The 19,453-nt window shown below is 41.4% G+C and carries 18 protein-coding genes and 2 other annotated features; all 18 genes read right to left on the bottom strand.

Annotated features, from left to right (window positions below; translation table 11 throughout):
* Nucleotides 1–79: 79 nt before the first annotated feature.
* The gene (locus F0342_RS12320) at nucleotides 80–358 is read right to left on the bottom strand and encodes a DUF1294 domain-containing protein (RefSeq protein ID WP_149156231.1); all 279 of its coding nucleotides are present in this window, start codon (nucleotides 356–358) and stop codon (nucleotides 80–82) included.
* 620 nt (nucleotides 359–978) lie between these two features.
* The gene (gene rplT / locus F0342_RS12315; protein ID WP_113969573.1) at nucleotides 979–1,338 is read right to left on the bottom strand and encodes a 50S ribosomal protein L20; all 360 of its coding nucleotides are present in this window, start codon (nucleotides 1,336–1,338) and stop codon (nucleotides 979–981) included.
* 28 nt (nucleotides 1,339–1,366) lie between these two features.
* The gene (rpmI, locus tag F0342_RS12310; RefSeq protein WP_032087387.1) at nucleotides 1,367–1,567 is read right to left on the bottom strand and encodes a 50S ribosomal protein L35; all 201 of its coding nucleotides are present in this window, start codon (nucleotides 1,565–1,567) and stop codon (nucleotides 1,367–1,369) included.
* 22 nt (nucleotides 1,568–1,589) lie between these two features.
* The gene (gene infC, locus F0342_RS12305; protein WP_167562127.1) at nucleotides 1,590–2,108 is read right to left on the bottom strand and encodes a translation initiation factor IF-3; all 519 of its coding nucleotides are present in this window, start codon (nucleotides 2,106–2,108) and stop codon (nucleotides 1,590–1,592) included.
* Between the two features lie 73 nt (nucleotides 2,109–2,181).
* Nucleotides 2,182–2,321 (bottom strand) — a sequence feature (ribosomal protein L20 leader region).
* 175 nt (nucleotides 2,322–2,496) lie between these two features.
* A complete protein-coding gene (gene thrS, locus F0342_RS12300; protein WP_149156230.1) occupies nucleotides 2,497–4,428 on the bottom strand; it encodes a threonine--tRNA ligase in 1,932 nt (643 codons plus the stop codon).
* A gap of 58 nt (nucleotides 4,429–4,486) precedes the next feature.
* Nucleotides 4,487–4,742, bottom strand: a binding site (T-box leader).
* A gap of 73 nt (nucleotides 4,743–4,815) precedes the next feature.
* Nucleotides 4,816–5,682, bottom strand: a complete 867-nt coding sequence (locus F0342_RS12295; protein WP_149156229.1) for a putative sporulation protein YtxC — start codon at nucleotides 5,680–5,682, stop codon at nucleotides 4,816–4,818.
* 497 nt (nucleotides 5,683–6,179) lie between these two features.
* A complete protein-coding gene (dnaI, locus tag F0342_RS12290) occupies nucleotides 6,180–7,112 on the bottom strand; it encodes a primosomal protein DnaI (RefSeq protein ID WP_149156228.1) in 933 nt (310 codons plus the stop codon).
* A 12-nt stretch (nucleotides 7,113–7,124) separates the two neighbouring features.
* Nucleotides 7,125–8,510, bottom strand: coding sequence for a replication initiation and membrane attachment family protein (locus F0342_RS12285; RefSeq protein ID WP_149156411.1), 1,386 nt, complete (start codon nucleotides 8,508–8,510; stop codon nucleotides 7,125–7,127).
* Between the two features lie 71 nt (nucleotides 8,511–8,581).
* Nucleotides 8,582–9,037 carry a transcriptional regulator NrdR gene (gene nrdR, locus F0342_RS12280; protein WP_149156410.1) on the bottom strand — a complete coding sequence of 152 codons (456 nt, stop codon included), beginning with the start codon at nucleotides 9,035–9,037 and terminating at the stop codon, nucleotides 8,582–8,584.
* 82 nt (nucleotides 9,038–9,119) lie between these two features.
* Complete coding sequence (locus F0342_RS12275; RefSeq protein ID WP_149156227.1) at nucleotides 9,120–9,500, bottom strand: cytosolic protein; 381 nt, start codon at nucleotides 9,498–9,500, stop codon at nucleotides 9,120–9,122.
* Between the two features lie 131 nt (nucleotides 9,501–9,631).
* Nucleotides 9,632–10,012 (bottom strand): adenosylmethionine decarboxylase, encoded by a 381-nt coding sequence (speD, locus tag F0342_RS12270; RefSeq protein WP_034756998.1) that lies wholly within the window; start codon nucleotides 10,010–10,012, stop codon nucleotides 9,632–9,634.
* Nucleotides 10,013–10,652: 640 nt separating this feature from the next.
* Nucleotides 10,653–11,681: a glyceraldehyde-3-phosphate dehydrogenase gene (locus F0342_RS12265; RefSeq protein ID WP_149156226.1), complete on the bottom strand. Its 1,029-nt coding sequence runs from the start codon at nucleotides 11,679–11,681 to the stop codon at nucleotides 10,653–10,655.
* Between the two features lie 517 nt (nucleotides 11,682–12,198).
* A complete protein-coding gene (coaE, locus tag F0342_RS12260) occupies nucleotides 12,199–12,804 on the bottom strand; it encodes a dephospho-CoA kinase (protein WP_149156225.1) in 606 nt (201 codons plus the stop codon).
* Nucleotides 12,805–12,835: 31 nt separating this feature from the next.
* Complete coding sequence (gene ytaF / locus F0342_RS12255; RefSeq protein ID WP_149156224.1) at nucleotides 12,836–13,468, bottom strand: sporulation membrane protein YtaF; 633 nt, start codon at nucleotides 13,466–13,468, stop codon at nucleotides 12,836–12,838.
* 68 nt (nucleotides 13,469–13,536) lie between these two features.
* Entirely contained in the window at nucleotides 13,537–14,361 is an 825-nt protein-coding gene (mutM, locus tag F0342_RS12250; protein ID WP_149156223.1) for a DNA-formamidopyrimidine glycosylase, read from the bottom strand.
* Between the two features lie 22 nt (nucleotides 14,362–14,383).
* On the bottom strand, nucleotides 14,384–17,014 hold the full coding sequence (gene polA / locus F0342_RS12245) for a DNA polymerase I (protein ID WP_149156222.1): 2,631 nt from the start codon (nucleotides 17,012–17,014) through the stop codon (nucleotides 14,384–14,386).
* A 220-nt stretch (nucleotides 17,015–17,234) separates the two neighbouring features.
* The gene (gene hflC / locus F0342_RS12240) at nucleotides 17,235–18,170 is read right to left on the bottom strand and encodes a protease modulator HflC (protein ID WP_149156221.1); all 936 of its coding nucleotides are present in this window, start codon (nucleotides 18,168–18,170) and stop codon (nucleotides 17,235–17,237) included.
* Entirely contained in the window at nucleotides 18,163–19,125 is a 963-nt protein-coding gene (hflK, locus tag F0342_RS12235) for an FtsH protease activity modulator HflK (RefSeq protein ID WP_149156220.1), read from the bottom strand. The genes hflC and hflK overlap by 8 nt, the downstream gene beginning before the upstream one ends.
* Nucleotides 19,126–19,453: the final 328 nt, after the last annotated feature.

Below are 19,453 nucleotides of genomic sequence, written 5' to 3'. Positions count from 1 at the left end.
TTCTGCTTTTCTAAGCTGTTATAGACACTCTCTATATAGTATGTAGAGGAGACGGGTTAAAGAATGAAAACTTCAATTTCTACAACTTAGTATTCAGCCAGATAAAAAGCAGGCTATGGAGCATGACAAGAAGAGGAAAACCAAAAGCGAATACTTTATGTTTCGTTTTATGCCTATATACTTTCATTCCCATATATGCGCCGATGCTGCCTCCCAGAATCGCCACCTGCCACAAAGTACTCTCCTTGATGCGATATTCATTTCGCTGCGCCTTTCTTTTATCCTTACCCATGATGATAAAGCCGATGATATTGATGACAATGGCATAAAGATATAAGATACCTGTTAACGTACCCATGATTTCTACCTGCTTTCTGAATTGATTGATATTAGAAGGTTCTTCTCGTAAAGTTTGTTACTTTCTTAAAGAAGAAAGTAGTAGTTGATTTCCGCTACAGGATGCTCGCTTTCCGCGGGGCTGGCGGTGAGCCTCCTCGGCACGCCTCCGGGGTCTCACCTGTCCAGCTATTCCCGCAGGAGTCGAGCACCTTCCGCTCCAATCAACTTTCTAAACATGTATCTTTAATAGAAATAAATAAAATCAAAAGCTTTTAGCAAACAATTTGTTTGGAGGTGAGTAGAAGTAATTTCCTACTGAAGAAGAATTCTGCCCTTCAAATTAGTTTGTTTTTTAACACCTTGTAGCTCTGTCACGAAAAAACTTTTAAATATGGTGAGGGGAACTGCGTAGACTCCTGCGGAAGTACGGGCGTGCCGAGACCCCGGAAGCGAAGCTGAGGAGGCTCGGCCGAACGTCCGCGGAAAGCGGAGCAGTTCCCCTCAGCATTCAGCACAGACTAATGGACAGAGCCTATGCAGACCCTATGATAAATAATAACAAGCTTTGCGAATAAAGCCTATAAGAAAGGACCGGCCAGAGGCCAGTCCTTTTTGTCTGCTAACTTAGTCAGCAGTTAATTATTTGTTAAGTTGAGCTTTAGCAGCATCTGCTAATTGGTTGAATGCTTTTTCGTCAGCAATCGCAAGCTCAGCAAGCATTTTACGGTTTACTTCGATACCAGCAAGCTTTAAACCGTGCATTAAACGGCTGTAAGAAAGACCGTTCATACGAGCAGCCGCATTGATACGTGTGATCCATAATTTACGGAAATCACGTTTCTTTTGGCGACGGTCACGATAAGCATACATGTATGATTTCATGACTTGTTGGTTTGCTACTTTATATAAAGTATGTTTTGAACCGAAATAACCTTTGGCTAATTTAAGAACTTTTTTACGACGTCTGCGTGTTACTGTTCCGCCTTTTACGCGTGGCATAATAATTCCCTCCTGTTTCTATTACTTCTTATTTTAGGTTGTCAAGCATATGACGAATGCGTTTGAAATCTCCTTTAGAGACAACAGCCGCTTTACGTAGCTTACGCTTTGCTTTAGTAGATTTGTTTGCGAATAAGTGGCTTGTGTAAGCGTGTGAACGTTTAAGTTTACCAGAACCTGTTTTCTTGAAACGCTTAGCTGAGCCGCGGTGAGTTTTCATTTTTGGCATGTGCTTTTCCTCCTCGGGTCCTTTATTTTTCGTTAACTGGTGCAAGCACCAAGAACATACTGCGACCATCCATTTTCGGTTTTGATTCAACGGTTGCTACATCTTTACACTCATCAGAGAAGCGATCCAGAACACGTTGACCAATTTCTTTGTGCGTAATTGCACGACCTTTAAATCGGATTGACGCTTTAACTTTGTCTCCTTTTTCAAGGAACTTACGAGCGTTACGAAGCTTGGTATTGAAATCATGCTCATCAATCGTCGGGCTTAAACGAACCTCTTTAAGATTGATGATTTTCTGATTCTTACGTGCTTCTTTTTCTTTCTTCTGTTGTTCAAACTTAAACTTACCGTAGTCCATGATACGAGCAACGGGTGGTTTAGCATTTGGAGCAACAAGAACAAGATCAAGATTTACACGTTCAGCAATTTCAAGAGCTTCATTCTTGGATTTAATCCCAAGTTGCTCACCGTTTTGATCGATAAGACGTACTTCACGGGCACGAATCGTTTCGTTTAAGATCATGTCTTTGCTAATAATTAGCCACCTCCAAGGTTTATTAAAAGAATACACGGCTTTGGCCGACGCACTCGCATCTTTTTTTGCGTGCAACACACAAAAAAAGATGCGAGTGTCGAAACACCCGCACCTGATTATTAAGCATATATAAATGGCTTTAATAGTCAATCACATACCTGTAAACAGCTAAAAAGCGTTATTCAGGTGAGAAGCGGGTAGCTTCTTCTTGTACCAAACTGTATTCAATTCACCTTAGATAATATATCACATGACAATACCGCTGTCAAATAATCATTTAATATCACAACGTATTTCATAATATCAGACATCTAAGGAGAGTGCAATAGTTTTTTTGAAATTTATACGGGAGGGACGGACCTTGGTGCAAGGTCCGTCCCTCTTTCTCATTTTATCGTTTCGCTTCTTTTGTGATGTGGCCGATGAACTCGTCAAGGGAAATTGTTTCTGATTTTTGCTCTCCGTATTTACGGACGTTTACAGCCGTTTCCTTGATTTCATTGTCTCCCACCACAAGCATGTAAGGGACTTTACTCATCTGTGCTTCACGGATTTTGTAACCGATCTTTTCATTACGGTCATCGATGTCCACTCGAAGCCCTTCAGCCTGAAGCTTTTCTTTCACTTCTTTCGCATAGTCGAAGTGAACATCCGGGGAAACCGGGATCACCTGGACCTGCGTTGGAGCGAGCCATGTCGGGAATGCTCCTTTGTATTCTTCGATCAGGAATGCCACGAAGCGTTCCATCGTGGATACGACACCACGGTGAATGACAACCGGACGATGCTGCTTCCCGTCTTCCCCTACATATGTTAAGTCAAAGCGCTCTGGAAGTAGGAAATCCAGTTGAACCGTTGATAGAGTTTCTTCCTTACCAAGGGCCGTTTTCACTTGAACGTCCAGTTTAGGGCCGTAGAATGCCGCTTCCCCTTCTGCTTCAAAGTACTCAACATCCAGTTCATCCATGGCTTCCTTGATCATTCCTTGTGCACGGTTCCACATCTCATCATCATCAAAGTACTTCTCCGTATCCTCAGGGTCACGATAAGACAGACGGAAGGAATAGTCATTCAGATCAAAGTCTTTGTACACTTCCTGAACCAGGCGTACTACACGCTTGAATTCTTCCTTGATTTGATCAGGACGGACGAAGATATGCGCATCATTCAGAGTCATCCCGCGTACACGTTGAAGTCCTGATAGTGCTCCTGATAATTCGTAACGGTGCATCAAACCAAGCTCGGCGATGCGGATCGGAAGCTCACGATAGCTGTGAATGCCGTTTTTGTAAATCATCATATGATGAGGGCAGTTCATCGGGCGAAGGACAAGATCTTCATTATCCATCTCCATGACCGGGAACATATTCTCCTGATAATGGTCCCAGTGACCGCTTGTCTTGTATAGCTCGACGCTTCCCATGACAGGTGTGTACACGTGATCATAGCCTAAGCGCTCTTCTTTATCAACGATATAACGCTCGATGATACGACGGATCGCGGCACCTTTAGGCAGCCACATCGGCAGGCCTTGTCCCACTTTTTGCGAGTTCATGAATAGATTCAATTCTTTACCGATTTTACGGTGATCACGCTCTTTTGCTTCTTCTAAAAGACGCAGATGCTCTTCCAGGTCTTCTTTCTTGAAGAAGGCTGTACCGTAGATTCGTTGAAGCATTTTATTATCACTATTCCCGCGCCAGTATGCCCCAGCGATGCTTAATAGCTTGAATTCTTTAATTTTATTAGTGGACGGAATATGGATTCCACGACATAAATCGAAGAATTCTCCTTGCTCGTAAATGGAGACTTGTTCTCCTTCAGGAATCGCCTCAAGTAATTCAAGCTTATACTCGTCACCGATTTCTTCATACATTTTCTGAGCTTCGTCGCGGCTGACTTCTTTACGAACCACCTCTAAATTTTCTCCAGTGATTTTCTTCATTTCTTTCTCAATCAATGGAAGATCTTCCGGAGTGAACGTGTGCTCGGAATCAATATCATAATAGAATCCGCCTTCAATGACCGGCCCGATTCCAAGCTTTGTTTCAGGATATAAGCGTTTAATGGCCTGTGCCATCAAATGAGCCGTACTGTGACGAAGAATTTCCAGTGCATCTTCTCCTGGAGGTGTAACGATTTCAATCGCCCCATCTTCCTGAATCCCTGTACGTAAGTCAATTAATACATTATTTATTTTACCAGCTAGCGCCTTCTTCTTTAGTCCGGGACTGATGGACGCAGCAATCTCTTCTGTTGTCGTTCCTTTAGGAAACTCCTTGACATTCCCATCAGGAAACTGCATTCTCACTACTTCTGACATGTGATTTCACTCCTTAAGTAATCTCTATAAAACATAAAAAACCCCGCCCCTTCACGTTTGAAGGGACGAGGTTAATAAGTAAACTCGTGGTTCCACCCAACTTCTCATTGTGCCAAAAAAAACAGACAATGACTTCATTGAAAACGAATAACGACATTTAGCCGTCAATCATTACTGTGAATCCGTCAAGATTCAGTTCATAATTGAAGTTCCGAGGTGGTAAATATCACTACCGAATTAGGAAGTTTGCAGCCAAGAGACTTCCCTCTCTGTGAATGGAATAGGAATATTATTGTCCTCATCATAACCTTTATTTATTGACTTATTATGTAGGTATTATAATCGGTTATGTTTTGAAAAGCAAGAGCATTCCATAAAATAAGCAGCCTATTCATTCGCGATATCCCATGAAGGGTAAAGAAGTGTATCAGGGAAGTAACTAATCGGCAAAAGATCGATCCGTTCTTCAAAAATATTCTGTAGTGTTCTGATCAATTGATGGTCACCATTCCCGTACACGAGTATCTTCTCCGGTGCAAGGGATAATAACGGAGCGATGGTGTACGAATCAACGTATAACGGGTGATTCGTCAGAAGGCGTTTATCAATTGCCTTCGTCAATTCCTGCCTTGTCACCTCTTTCATGTCTTCATCAAAGAAACGATAGCCGTAACCCGTCGAGTACAGATGGATGGTTCGTATTTTCTGCTCCCTTGATGCCAGATACTCCCGCAGCATATGGACAAACATTTGATATTCCTGCTCCATCTTATATTCATCTATAGCAAGATCCAGCATGAGGAGCAGTCTCTCCTGAAGCTTCTTCAGCCTGAATTTGCTGAAAGAGTCGAATGATATGGGGGCCTTCCCTTCCAACAAAAGCTCCAGGCTGTTGTGGACGTATTCGGCCTCGTCCCATTCACCGATCAGCTCCATCAATTCAGGTCGCTCACCCATCCTCATCTCTGATACGACCTCTAATATTTGATTGATTTCATCAACATCTTCATAAAAATAATTTTCTTTCAAGGCTGATTCGGACCAGTCCATGCATTTATCATTTAAGACAAAGTGGGAAACCCCGTTGAACAGCTTTTCTTTTTCCTTGAAGAAGGGGGAAACCTCTATCGTCAGATTATAGTGAGTTGTATGTTGAAAGAGCGTTTCATGGAACCATGATTGTATGAACTCTTTATTGAGGTGTTCTTGAAGCTTTAATGCATCATTTTTTTGCTTGAAGATAAATTCAATCAAACTTTCTCGCCTCCTTAAACCCAAATCCCTGATTTATATATATGGGAGGCTTGTATAATTTAGAAGTTGATGAGGAGATTTAATTATTACTTTTTGAATCTTTTGATTGTTAAAAGAAGCGAGTAATGGTTGATTTCCGCTCCAGGAGGCTCGCTTTCCGCGGGGCGTGAGTTGAGCCTCCTCGGGCTTTGCCCTGTGGGGTCTCAACTTTCCCGCTATTCCCGCAGGAGTCGAGCCCCCTTCCGCTCCAATCAACATTGTGATCTTTTTATCTTCATGATGTTTACTTCTTCAAAACCAGGCAACATTATGGTAGAATTCATTATGCACGTATCTCCAATCTTTACTTGTTTCTCGACAATTCAAGTATAAAAGACTGGGCGATTACGTGCATTTTTTGTGTCTGCTAATTGTGTAAGAACCCCAACAAATATTATAGAACCATAAAAAAAGGAAGGTCAATCGCTAAGCGAGTGACCTTCCTTTTTCAATTTTAATTATTCTCTTCTATTCCTTCCATCAATCAACACAGGCTGAGACAGGTATTTAATTCGCTCCATGATTCGTGCAGCCTTTAGTTTTTCTTCTTCTCCCCGTTGACTGTACGTCAAATGGTGGGTGAGTTCGTTGAAGTTGAAGTTGGAGGTGAAGAATGTAGGCAGGTTTTCTAGCATTCTGTACTGTAGGATCGTCCCAAGGATTTCATCTCTTCCCCAGCTTGACATGGTTTCTGCGCCGATGTCATCGAGCATGAGGATCGGTGCACCTTTAACCATTTCCAGTTTTTCATTTACCGAGTTGTCTCCCAGCGATTGCTTGATTTCTCTAAAGAACTCAGGAACGTAGACAATCAGGGACGCAATTTTTTTCTGGGCGAGCTCATTGGCCATCGCCCCTAACAAATAGGACTTACCCACTCCGAACTTGCCGTAAAAATAGAGTCCTTTCATTTTTGTACCTTCTGTATAGTTCTCTACGAAATTCTTTGCTAATCGGACAGCCTCCAATCGGCTTTTAGAATCAAGATCCAGGGTCTGGAAGGATGCTTGTAAAATATCCTTCGGCACATACAGGCTTTTGATTAAACGCTGGGCGCTCGTTCTTTCATCGTGAATGACTTTTCGAGGGCAGCGATGGTAATCGATGTCGATGGTATTGCCTCTGATCACTAAATGAGGGTCATACCCTTCCATCATATTCTTACACTCCTGTAAAGAAGGACAGTATCGACATTCTTTACTTTGAGAGATGTATTCATATAACTTCATCAGACTCTCATTTACCATTTCCCCTGTTACACGGCCTTCATTCCTGCGAATAAAATCCTTCACATCATTGTTTTCAAGAATCTCTTTTTTCATTTGCTCATATCTTTGTTGAAACGAACCAGAAGCCGCCAACCTTTTCAGGGTGTTATTTATTCTCTCCACCGCTACGTTCACCTACTTCCGAAAATTTTTAAGCTCTTCTTCGAGTTTCTTCTTTTCTGCTTCGAAATCATATCCATCAAGGGAAGAATCATTTCCTTTCTCGTTTTCCCCTTCTTGGAACCATTCCGGGAGTTTTTCCGTACGAATCGGCTTTCTTCGTCTATTCGTTTTATTTTCCTTTTTCCCTTCAGCCCACTCAAGATACTGCTTGTGTTCTTTTTTGGCTAATTCCATGGCTTCACTTGCAGTCGTCACCTTTTTTCTCGACCAATGGGACGCGATTTTTTCCATATATCCTTTTGTGAGTTTCATATCCGTTTTCAGCAAAACATATTGTACCAGGACATTCATGACACCAATCGGCAGCTTCTGTGACATGAGCACCTCTTCAACAGCCTGAAGGTCTGACTTAGAAGGAGCTCCTCCATTTGATATGTCAGATAGAACATCCTTGGGCGACGTTGTTTCCAAGTATTCAATGAGCTCTTCTTCTTTCGTGAGGGGTTTATCCGATTTCACAGGCGCATTAGTCGCTATTCTCGTAGTCAAATCAGGCAGTTGATCACCTGTCTGAACCCCATACCAATCACGTGCGGTTTTGCGCAGTAGCTCTATATCGATGGTATCATCTGCATCCAGGGAGCTTAAGACGATATTTTTCATTTGAAGAGGATCAATACCGTACAGGTAGCTCAGCTTCAGAACCGTTTCCTTTACATTAGTTGTAAAGGCTTTTCGTGGAACCATGGATTCAGATAACCCTGCAAGTAATAACTGAAAATCAAAATCGATATCATCCAGTGGAAGACCATCATTCTTCCCATATTTCATATATTGTTCACCAGACTTTGTCTCGGAATCCATATTTGCGTCGTGGTGGAGAAAATTAATTTGTTCTGATGTGAAAACATCTTGAAAGGATCGTGTGATGTTAACGTGCTGCTGTTTATCGACCGATTGGTCAGTGAAGAATTTCTTTAAACGCAAATAATGGCTTCTGCCTATTTTACGGTAAAGATACACATTTAACATACCATCATGAAAGAATTCCTGAGGGGTGAGGGGAGGCTGAAGTTCATAAAGAAAGCTCCGATCCTCGTTTTCTTTTTTTTCGTATGCCTTTAACAACCCAATCCCTTCAAGCTTCATTCTCGCTTCATATACTTCCTGAAGATTGACAGACAGAACGTTCATCAGGTGATAATGAGTTGAATGTGTTGACCATAGCCTGTTTTCTTCTACTTCTCCCCATAAACTCATATAAAGACTGTAACAAACCGAACCAATTAAAGGCTGGTACAGAAACGTGATGATTTTCCGATCGTATTCCTGAAGAATCCCATTTGTGCCTACCGTGTAGTGATCGATTGGTTGTATTTCATTCCAATGCTTCTTCATCATAGTTGGATTCTACCTTTCAAAAAAATAAAGAGAAAAGAGCTAAAGAATTACATCTTCAGCTCATTCTTCTACTCTTTTTTTATTAATTCTTTCAGTTCGTCTATAAATACATTAATATCCTTGAATTGTCTATACACAGATGCAAAGCGTACGTATGCAACTTCATCTACCTTAGCAAGTTGATCCATGACCATCTCACCAATCTTAACGGATTCCACTTCAGAAGCACCTTGATTACGGAGTTCCTTTTCAATATCCGTTGTGATCTTTTCTAATCTCTCAAGAGGGACCGGGCGCTTCTCACAAGCCTTGATCAACCCTCTCAAAATCTTCTCTCGACTAAACTCTTCTCTTACCCCTTCTTTTTTCACCACAATTAAAGGAAGCTCCTCAACCTTCTCGAAGGTCGTGAAGCGGAAATTACACTCTTCACATTCTCTTCTTCTTCTGATTGAACGTCCTTCATCAGCAGGACGGGAGTCCACTACTCGTGTACCATTATGCTGGCAAGACGGGCACTTCATAATATCAGCTCCGTTATTACATACTATTACTTTCATCATATAAAAAAGCTTCGACTTACACAAGCTTATAAAGGATTTACCGTTATTTCACTTTTGTCAATTCGCTATCAAGCTTTTGATAGTAATGGTTAATCTGTGCTTTTAAGACCGTATATGTACCAAAGATTTTCCCTTTATCCGCACTGATCTTGAAATCGACTGCCGTTTCAAATGGCCTTACCGTGATGACCGTTGCGACAATAAACAATTGGGGAGTACCATTTTTACGGACCGTAATTTCACCTCTGTCCTTAGACTGGGAAATCACCTCATACTCAGAGGATGAGAATAACTCTAATACTGCATTAAATGCACCTTGATGCATGGATTTATAATAGCGTGATTTCAGGTCTTTATCTTCGTGCTGATCAGATGTCTCACATTCTGATTGAAACCGTTTAAAAAAAGTACGTATTCCACTCATTTAAAGTTCCTCCCTTTATTTACCCTTATTTTACACGAAAACCACAAGAATGAAAATTCAAAATCAAATCCTGTACAAATGCATAAAAAAAGAGATGCATCTAATACGCATCTCTTCTGAGTTATCTTCGATTAAAGGGCTTGAGCCTGAGACTTCTTCACTTGTACCGGACCCATACCACGTGGCAATTCAATTGTTTCACGTGTGTCAGCACCAAGAGCATCTGCAATATATTCAGCAGCGATGTTAGGATCTAAATCACCGCAAGTATATACATCAATACTGGCATAACCATGTTCAGGAAAACTGTGAATAGTTAGATGTGATTCTGAAATGATCACAACTCCACTAACACCTTGAGGAGCAAATTTATGGAAAGCTACCTCACGTACCTCTGCACCTGATTTAAGCGCAGCATCTACGAATGTTTTTTCAATTCCTACTACATCGTTTAATTTTTCAAAATCGCAACCCCATAATTCTGAGATTACATGACGACCCATTGTTTCCATTTTCGTGTTTCCCCCTTTGACATAATTTTTTTCGTCAAAATGAACGTGTCTTTTGGCAAAATCTTAACTACCACGGGGGAAAGTTAGTCCGAAGAGGTCCTAACCCTTTAAGTAGCTAAATCAGTATTCATTTGCTAATAAGAAGTTCACGAAAAATAGTATACTTTGTTTAAAACCCTTTTGCAATAAATTTTTTCAAACTTTTTTCAAGCGGATAATACGAATACCTTTTTCACTTTTTGATATATACAACACTGTAATAATTTCATTCTCTAAACAAGGACCGTTCATTTCCGCTCCAGGCACTTGCTTTCCGCGGGGCGGGCGGTGAGCCTCCTCGGCTACGCCTGCGGGGTCTCACCTGTCCCGCTATTCCCGCAGGAGTCAAGTGCCTTCCGCTACAATCTACTCTCTGATACTACACTTTTACTAACTATACATTTTGATAGATAAGCACAAAAAAGCTCTTTGGTAGAAAGTTGTTCCTAAAACAAACTTTCTGCCAAAGGAGTTCCTAAATACATCAACTACCTAATAGAGCTGTCCGATGTCTTCTATTTATAAAAAGTTTAATAAAAGAAAAGAACGCACCTGGAAAGGTACGTTCTAAGGATGCAGCTTATTTTTTATTTGGGTTCTTTCAAACGTTGACTTCTTGTTTTGCGTTCATTTTTGATGCAACGAATTTAGCCAGATCAACGACGCGGCATGAATAACCCCACTCATTATCGTACCAGGCCAGTACCTTCACTTTTCGATCTGCCATTACCATCGTGGATAACCCGTCGATGATCGCTGAATGAGGATTTGTATTAAAGTCAATTGAAACTAATGGTTCCGTAGTGTATTGCAGCACTCCGTGTAAGGAACTAACAGAAGCCGTAATGAAAGCTTCGTTGATTTCTTCTACTGTTACGTCTCTTTTCACATCTACAACCAGGTCCACTAGTGAAACATTTGGTGTAGGTACACGTAATGCCATTCCGTGAAGCTTGCCGTTTAATTGTGGCAGAACCAATGATAATGCTTTTGCTGCACCAGTCGTGGTCGGGATGATCGACTGGCCGCACGCTCTCGCTCTTCTCAAATCTTTATGTGGATTATCAATATTCTTTTGGTCATTTGTGTAAGCATGGACTGTCGTCATAAGTCCATTTTCAATACCAAATTGCTCATCTAATACCTTCGCAACTGGCGCTAAACAGTTCGTTGTACACGATGCATTTGAAATGACACTGTGTTCTTCAATATTTAATGCGCTTTCATTTACACCCATCACAATTGTTACGTCTTCATTTTTACCAGGGGCAGTCAGGATGACCTTTTTCGCTCCCGCTTCTAAATGAAGGCTCGCTTGATCTTTCGAATTGAATTTTCCAGTAGCTTCAATCACAATGTCGATATTTAATTCGCCCCAAGGCAAAGCTTTAGGATCACGATTGCTTAATAGTAGGACACGCTTGCCATTGACGATGAGTGCATCATCTTCCGTCACCACATCTGCCTGAAATGTTCCATGATTTGTGTCATACTTAATTAAATGTGCTAATGTTTCAGCCGGGTAGCTTGCGTTAATGGCTACAACCTCTAAGTTTTCCTCTAATATTGCTTTCCTGAAAACCATTCTCCCAATACGTCCAAAACCATTGATTGCAATTTTCGCCTTCATAAATCCGGCTCCCCTCTATATTAATGTTATACTTATATGTTTATTTGCTAAAAATAGTATAACATATTTAGAGAATATGTTAATAAGTATTTTGCGGATTTTTAATGTTTTATTATTCTGACAAATAGGCTTATTGAATGTATATTTTTGTGGTGTGAATTCATACATTTTTTCAATGAAATTGATGTAAACATTGACCGTTCCTTTCCGCTCCAGGCACTTGCTTTCCGCGGGGCGGGCGGTGAGCCTCCTCGGCTGCGCCTGCGGGGTCTCACCTGTCCCGCTATTCCCGCAGGAGTCAAGTGCCTTCCGCTACAATCCACTCTGTGCTGATATATATTTAGTGCCTATACATTTTGACAGACAAACACCATAAAGATTCTATAGATACGTTTAGAGTTTGTCTTAAATACAAACGCAAACCAAAAATCAATATTTATCATCATAACTACTAATTATCTAGTGGACCAAAATAAAAATGCCGACAAGAGGTTTCCTTGTCAGCTCATAAGTCATTCTATGGTTTTAGATCCCACTCCACTAATAGTACATCAAGCTGTTCTTGGGTCTCATGTAGAGGTCCGTTGTTGTCGATGATTGCGTCGGCAAGGCTTGCTTTATCCTTTAAGGGGAATTGGGAAGCGATGCGGGATGATGCATCTTCACGATTAAAGTGGTTCCGCTCCATTAGACGGGATAGTTGGGTTTCTTCGTTCACATATACTACGACTGTGCGATCTACCATCCACGTCAAGTTGCTTTCAAATAAAAGGGGGATATCCATGAAAATCGTGTTTTTACCAGCAAGAATGGCTTCATCTTTATGTGAGAGCATCATGCTTCTGACGGCAGGATGTACGATTCCATTAAGCTTTTTACGTTTTTCTTCAGAGTTAAAGATGATCTGGCCGAGTTTTTCCCGATTGATGGTTGAATCGTGATCGTGCAGTATGTGTTCACCGAATTCTTCCACAATCGCAAGGTAAGCCGGCTGATCAACCTCAACCACCATACGGGCAGCAAGGTCTGCATCAATGATCGTATAGCCTTTTTCATTTAACATTTTTGAAACTGTGCTTTTACCACTTGCAATACCACCTGTTAATCCTATAATACTAGCCATTATCCTATTCCTTTCTAACTCATGTCAGCCATTAAAACCTCAGGATCCCTATAAGGATCAACAGAACTCCCGGTAGAAATGACACTCGGTGAATCCATCGTATATGAGAGAAGAATTCCCCCATCTTCAATCCTGAGAATAAGAACGTAAAGCTCATCACCAGGATGGCTAAAGTAAGTATGAATGGCGAGAAATTTAATAACGCAGCGCCAATTCCGGCACCGAACGCATCCAATGACAGTGCGATTCCAAGCATAAATGCTTCAATACCAGTAATTGTACCCGATCTATCAAAGTCTGCCGTTAACGGTCTTCTTAAAATTTGAACCACTAATCCTATGGATTTAATCTCAAAGTTAATTAACGTTTTTTCTTGGGATAATACCGTTTCTCTTTCCGGTCTAAAGAACTGGTACAGTACAGCTGCTCCAATCACAACCAGGATCAGTCCGCCGATCCTTCCAGCCCAAAGTGGTGTGATGATGGATCCAATGGTCTGACCAAGCAACATGGCCAACAATAAGGAGCTCGCCGAACAAATAGATATGATGCTGATTGATTTTGTAGGGATTTTCACTTTTCGTAATCCGTAAGTTAAACCTGTGCTAAAACTATCAAGACTTACAGCAAACGCCAGCAGTAATAAGGAGATTGTTTCACTCATCTAATAGCCCTCCCAAAAATCATTACAATACTATATGGTAAGGGCTTATCAGATGTTAATGGTTCTTTCTAACGTTGGCAACCGGGACAATAGTGCGTCCCTCTCCCTGCTGAAACTTTCTTCTCAATGGGAGTACCACACTTTCGACAAGGTTCTTCTTTCCGGCTATACACGAAGAGGTTCTGTTGGAACATACCCATTTGTCCCTGTGAATTCACATAGGAGCGAATCGTACTTCCCCCCATTTCAACGGCTTCGGTCAGCGTATGAATAATTTCTTTGTGCAAACGTTCAATTTCTTCCGTTGAAAGAGATTTTGATTTTCGGTCAGGGTGTATACCTGCACGGAATAACGCTTCATCCACATAAATATTCCCCAACCCAACGAGGACCGTCTGATCTAATAATGTGGCTTTCACGATTCTTTCTGTCTTGTCCAGCTTTTCTGCCAAGTAGGCAGCTGTAAATTCGGATTGGAATGGCTCCGGTCCCAACTGCAGGAGGGGAAGATGAAGCAATTCCTCCCCTTTCCTGAATAGATGCATCGTTCCGAACTTCCGGACATCACGGTATCTGAGTTCCGTGTTATCCGTAAAGTGAAAAATGACGTGGGTGTGCTTTTCAATGGGGTCCCGGCTATCAGACAAGTTGTACTTCCCTTCCATTCTCAAATGAGAAACAAGGGCCACGTCGTTTAAATAAAAGATCAGGAATTTCCCTCTTCTTCTCATTTCAAGTATTTCCTGCCCTTTCAGGCTATGAACAAATTCATCGGGTTCGTCGGGACTTTTTATCATCTTAGGCCAAAAAACCGAGACGTCTTTGATTTTCTTTCCAATAACAAGAAGCTCCAACGTCTTTCTGACCGTTTCTACTTCAGGCAGCTCCGGCATTCTGCCACCTCCTTATCAAACTCTACTTCGCGTCGTACCATGTTTGACCGTATGAGTAATCGACCTTTAATGGAACTTCTAACTCCATCGCATTCTCCATTACTTCAGGAACAATCTTCTTTAGCACTTCGATTTCTTCTTCAGGTGCTTCAAATATCAATTCATCATGCACCTGCAGCAATAATCGTGATTGAAGATTTTCTTCTTTTAATCTTGCAGCCATATCAATCATGGCCTTCTTGATGATGTCGGCTGCACTTCCTTGAATCGGCGTGTTCATCGCTGTACGTTCAGCGAAACTTCTTAAGTTAAAATTACGGCTCGTGATTTCCGGCAGGTAACGTCGGCGATTAAGGAGAGTAGTCACATAGCCCTTCTGTTTTGCATCCTGGACTATATCATCCATATATTCTTTTACACCAGGGAAGCTTTCCAGGTACTTCTTAATGAATTCCCCTGCTTCTTTTCGGGTAATATCAAGGCTTTGAGAAAGACCGTAGTCACTGATGCCGTACACGATTCCGAAGTTAACGGCTTTCGCATGCCTTCTCATATTTGATGTGACCTCTTCTTTCGCCACCCCAAAGACGTCCATCGCTGTTTTCGTATGAATGTCCATATCATTTCTGAAAGCTTCAACTAATTTCTCATCCTTGGCGATATGAGCCAGTACACGGAGCTCAATTTGAGAGTAGTCTGCAGCAAACATTACCCAGCCCTTTTCAGAAGGAATGAACGCCTGACGGATCTTCCTACCTTCTTCAAGACGAATCGGAATATTTTGCAGGTTAGGGTCCGTCGAGCTTAATCGGCCCGTTTGAGTCAGGGCCTGGTTGAATCGTGTATGAATTTTACTCGAATCTTTATGGACAACCTTCAATAATCCCTCTAAATAGGTGGATTGTAACTTACCAAGCTGACGGTAATGCAGGATATGATCAATGATTTCATGCTTGGACTGCAGTTTTTCCAATACGTCAGCAGAAGTGGAATAACCGGTTTTGGTTTTCTTCACGACAGGTAAACCCAGCTTTTCAAAAAGAATCACGCCGAGCTGCTTCGGAGAATTAATATTAAAGCTCTCTCCGGCTTGCTCATGTATGTTCTTTTCTAATTCTTCCAGGCGGTGTGAAAGCTCTTCTTTCATGGTGAGCAAACGCTCTTGATCCACTTTCACACCGGTGAATTCCATTTCGGCTAAAATAAGGGCAAGGGGTAATTCTAACTCTGCAAATAATTCATATAAATCATTTTCTTTTAACTCTTCCATACATGTGTTCTTCAATTCATGAAGAATGAATGCTTTTCGTGCAAGATGCTCTGATAGAATCTCAGTGGAAGGGACCTTCTGCTTGGCACCTTTTCCATATACCGATTCATCCGATTCAATAGAAGGCTGACCGTGTCCTTTTGAAATAGTAGCGAAGTCTTCACTGGATTCAGAAGGATTGATAATATAGGATGCTAACAGCAGATCGAACTCGATCCCTTTTATGTCAACCCCCTGTCTCTTTAGCGCCACGACGGTTTCCTTCGAGTTGTACACATATTTTGCTGCGCTTTCGTTTTCAGCCCATTTCTTAAATGCTTCAGAATTCAATGCCGTTTCAAGCGTAAAGAAAATCGTGCCTTTCTCATTGTGCAGACTCATCCCGATTACTTCTCCGAGATGATAGTTCTCTTCCAGCATTTCAATGTATAAAGAACTTTCGTTTGAAAGATGTTCTTCTTTGATGGTTTCAACTACCTCAAAGGAGATATCATCAAGCTCCTGGGGCTCCTCTTGCGTAGACTCACCCATCTTCTCAAGCAATGAGTTGAAGCCGAGATCCCGGTATACTTCCTTTAGTTTCCCTTCATCCATTCCATCATAATTCAGCTCTTCCACACCAATCTCGATTGGAGCTTCTCTTAGGATGGTGGCGAGTTCCTTACTCATGATCGCTTGTTCTTTATTTTCTTCGAGCTTTTCTTTTAATTTCTTCCCACTGACCTGGTCAATGGAGTCTAGCAGCTTTTCAAGGGAATCAAATTCTTTTAGCAGCTTGATCGCCGTTTTCTCACCTACACCCGGCACGCCTGGAATATTATCAGAGCTATCTCCCATCAGGCCTTTCATATCGATGATGCGATCAGGTGTGATTTCCCACTTTTCTTTTATATGCTCCGGGGTGTATACTTCGATGTCCGTTATGCCCTTTCTTGTAATACAAACCGTCGTAGTCTTCGAGCTTAACTGTGTTAAATCCTTATCCCCGGAATACACTTTTACCTCGTACCCGTCAGATTCCGCCTGTAGAGAGAGCGTTCCGATAATATCATCCGCTTCATAGTTTTCTTTTTCATAGCGCTTAATTCCGTATGCATCCAAAAGCTCGCGGATATATGGAAATTGCTCGGACAATTCCGGTGGAGTCTTTTGTCTGCCGCCTTTGTATTCTTTAAATGTCTTATGTCTGAAAGTCGTTTTCCCTGCATCAAAGGCGACTAAAATATGAGATGGTTTTTCGTCTTCGAGTATTTTTTGCAGCATAGTGGTAAAACCGTATACTGCGTTTGTATGTACACCTTTGTCGTTATTTAATAAAGGCAGTGCGAAGAATGCACGGTAAGCAATACTATTGCCGTCGATCAATACTAATTTTTTGGACATGTAAGTACCTCCTGTAAAGGCTTCTGAATCTATATGTTTATTCTATCATGTTGGGGAATGAAAGGAAAAATGGGGGCCTTATTAAGTCCACTAAGTAGATTTTGATTTCATTTTGAATAGAGTCGCCTCTATGGAGCTTCGTGGTTTTTCGAAAAACGGAACATAAAATTGAAAAAACTGTTGAAGAATGAGATTACTCAATCTTCAACAGTTTCTTCTTTTATTCTGTATACCCCATCAACAGCCTTGCATACGGGGAGTCAGATGGTAAGATAATAACCGTTTTATCATCCACTGTTTTCTTATATGTTTCCAGCGTTTTATATAGGTCATAGAAATCAGGATCTTTGGAGAACGATTTGTTGTAGATTTGTGCCGCTTCAGATTCTCCTTCTGCCCTGATGACATTTGCATCTGCCCCTGCTTTTGCCAGCAGTTCCTTCACTTCACGATCTGTTTCAGCGGTGATTCGTTGTTTCTCGGCATCTCCCATTGAGAGGTATTCCTGGGCCTTTGATTCACGTTCTGAAATCATTCGCGTATAGACAGAGTTTTCATTAGCTTCCGGTAAATCCGTACGCTTCATGCGGACATCCTGCACGACAATTCCGTATCCATCCCGTTCAAGAAGCTCGTTCACTTTGTCCGTTACCCGATCGTTCAAGCTTCCCCGGGAAGACTTTTCATCATTGATGATTTCATCATATTCTAATTGTCCAAGCTCCGACCTGACGACTGAGTAGATAAATTCTTCCATTTTTGTCTCTGCGTTAATGACCGTTCTTGCATTCTTGATCATTTTAAGTGGGTCTTCGATACGCCACACAGCATAGTTGTCGATGAGCATCCGCTTTTTATCTTTTGTATTGATTTCAGCTTCCGTTACATCATACGTCATTTGATGCTTAGGCAGGGTAGTAACAGACTGAATGAACGGGATCTTATATTTCAAACCGGGTTCTTTGTCTATTCTCACTACTTCCCCGAATTGACGGACGACTTTATACTCTCCTTCTTTGACAATAAAGAGACTGGTAAACAGCAGAAGAATGATTGCAGCGAGAATGACAAGGAAGATTCCTAATTTTGTATAACGCTTCCACTCGACAGGTTCTTTCTTCTTTTGATTGATGTCAAAGACGTTTTGATCACTCATTCTCTTCACTCCCTTCCTGCTTCACCGGGCCGTTTTGATTTTCAAGTTGTCGAATCGGGAAGTATTTCAATGTTTCTCCACTGTCCTTCATAATGTAGATTTCCGCATTCGGAAGAACATTTTCCAAGGTTTCTAACACGAGTCGTTTTCTCGTAATCTCAGGATTCGATTTGTATTCGTTATATAGCTTATCAAATACGGCTACATCTCCACGGGCCTGCTCCACACGTGCAATTTTATCCCCTTTTGCCCTAGACATGATCGCATCCTTTTCACCTTGTGCTTCATTTGATCGTTGGTTCCGATATTTCTTTGCTTCATTGATTTTCGTGTTCATGGTTTCCCTTGCATCCGTTACGGCTGTAAAAGCTGATCGAACCTCTGCATTCGGCAGCTCGACATCCTGCAATTTCACTGCAAGAATGGAAATACCAATATCGTAATCATCAATCAGGGTGGTTAATAAATCTCTTACTTCCGCCTCGATTTCAGCTTTTCCTGACGTTAACGCATCATCTATCAAAGAGCTCCCTATAATGCTTCTTAAAGAAGAAGAAGTAGCATCATAAAGGATTTCTTTCGGGTTGTCAGAGTTAAATAAGTAGGTTTCAGGATCCGTGATTTTCCATTGAACCACAAGATCAGCGAGAACGATGTACTCATCTCCCGTGATCATTTTCGTTTCTTTCGGAAAGTCCTTTATCTTCCCGTCTTTTTCTTCATATCCAAATTGCAGACTGAAGGTTTCTTTAGACAGGATTTCTACTGATTGCATCGGCCAAGGCATCTTGAAATGCAGCCCAGGCTCAACGACCGGCTCTCCCGCTTCTCCAAATGTCAATACAAGCGCTTGTTCTGATTCATCAACGGTATACCAGGAAGTCAATAACACAACAATTAAAATAATGGCTGCCACAACCATCCCTGTCACCATGTAAATTCGTTTTAAACTCATATGCGCCCTCCCTTTTCTATCTCTATATCTTATTAATCTCCTACTAAGATATACGGACTTACTACAAAAAGGTTTCAAGAATATTAAGAGAAGATGACAATAAGAGGGAGTTTCATTTAGTGGACTTAAGGAGACTGGATCCCTAACTGAATAACACCCGTCAGCTGGCAAGTAAAGTTTTACCACACCCGCATTCATTCTGGAGTAAACGCTTTCAAAATAAAAAAGCGAAAAGACGAGAACGGGGTTAGTTCTCGCCTTTTCTTAACACCTTGGATGAAGGGGTTTCACTTAGTATCGTAACACCCTTTTATTAACAGGATTTAAA

It is taken from the genome of Bacillus sp. CH30_1T, from assembly GCF_008364765.1.
Taxonomy (GTDB): Bacteria; Bacillota; Bacilli; order Bacillales; family Bacillaceae_B; genus Rossellomorea.
This window is presented reverse-complemented; position numbering and strand designations above follow the sequence as displayed.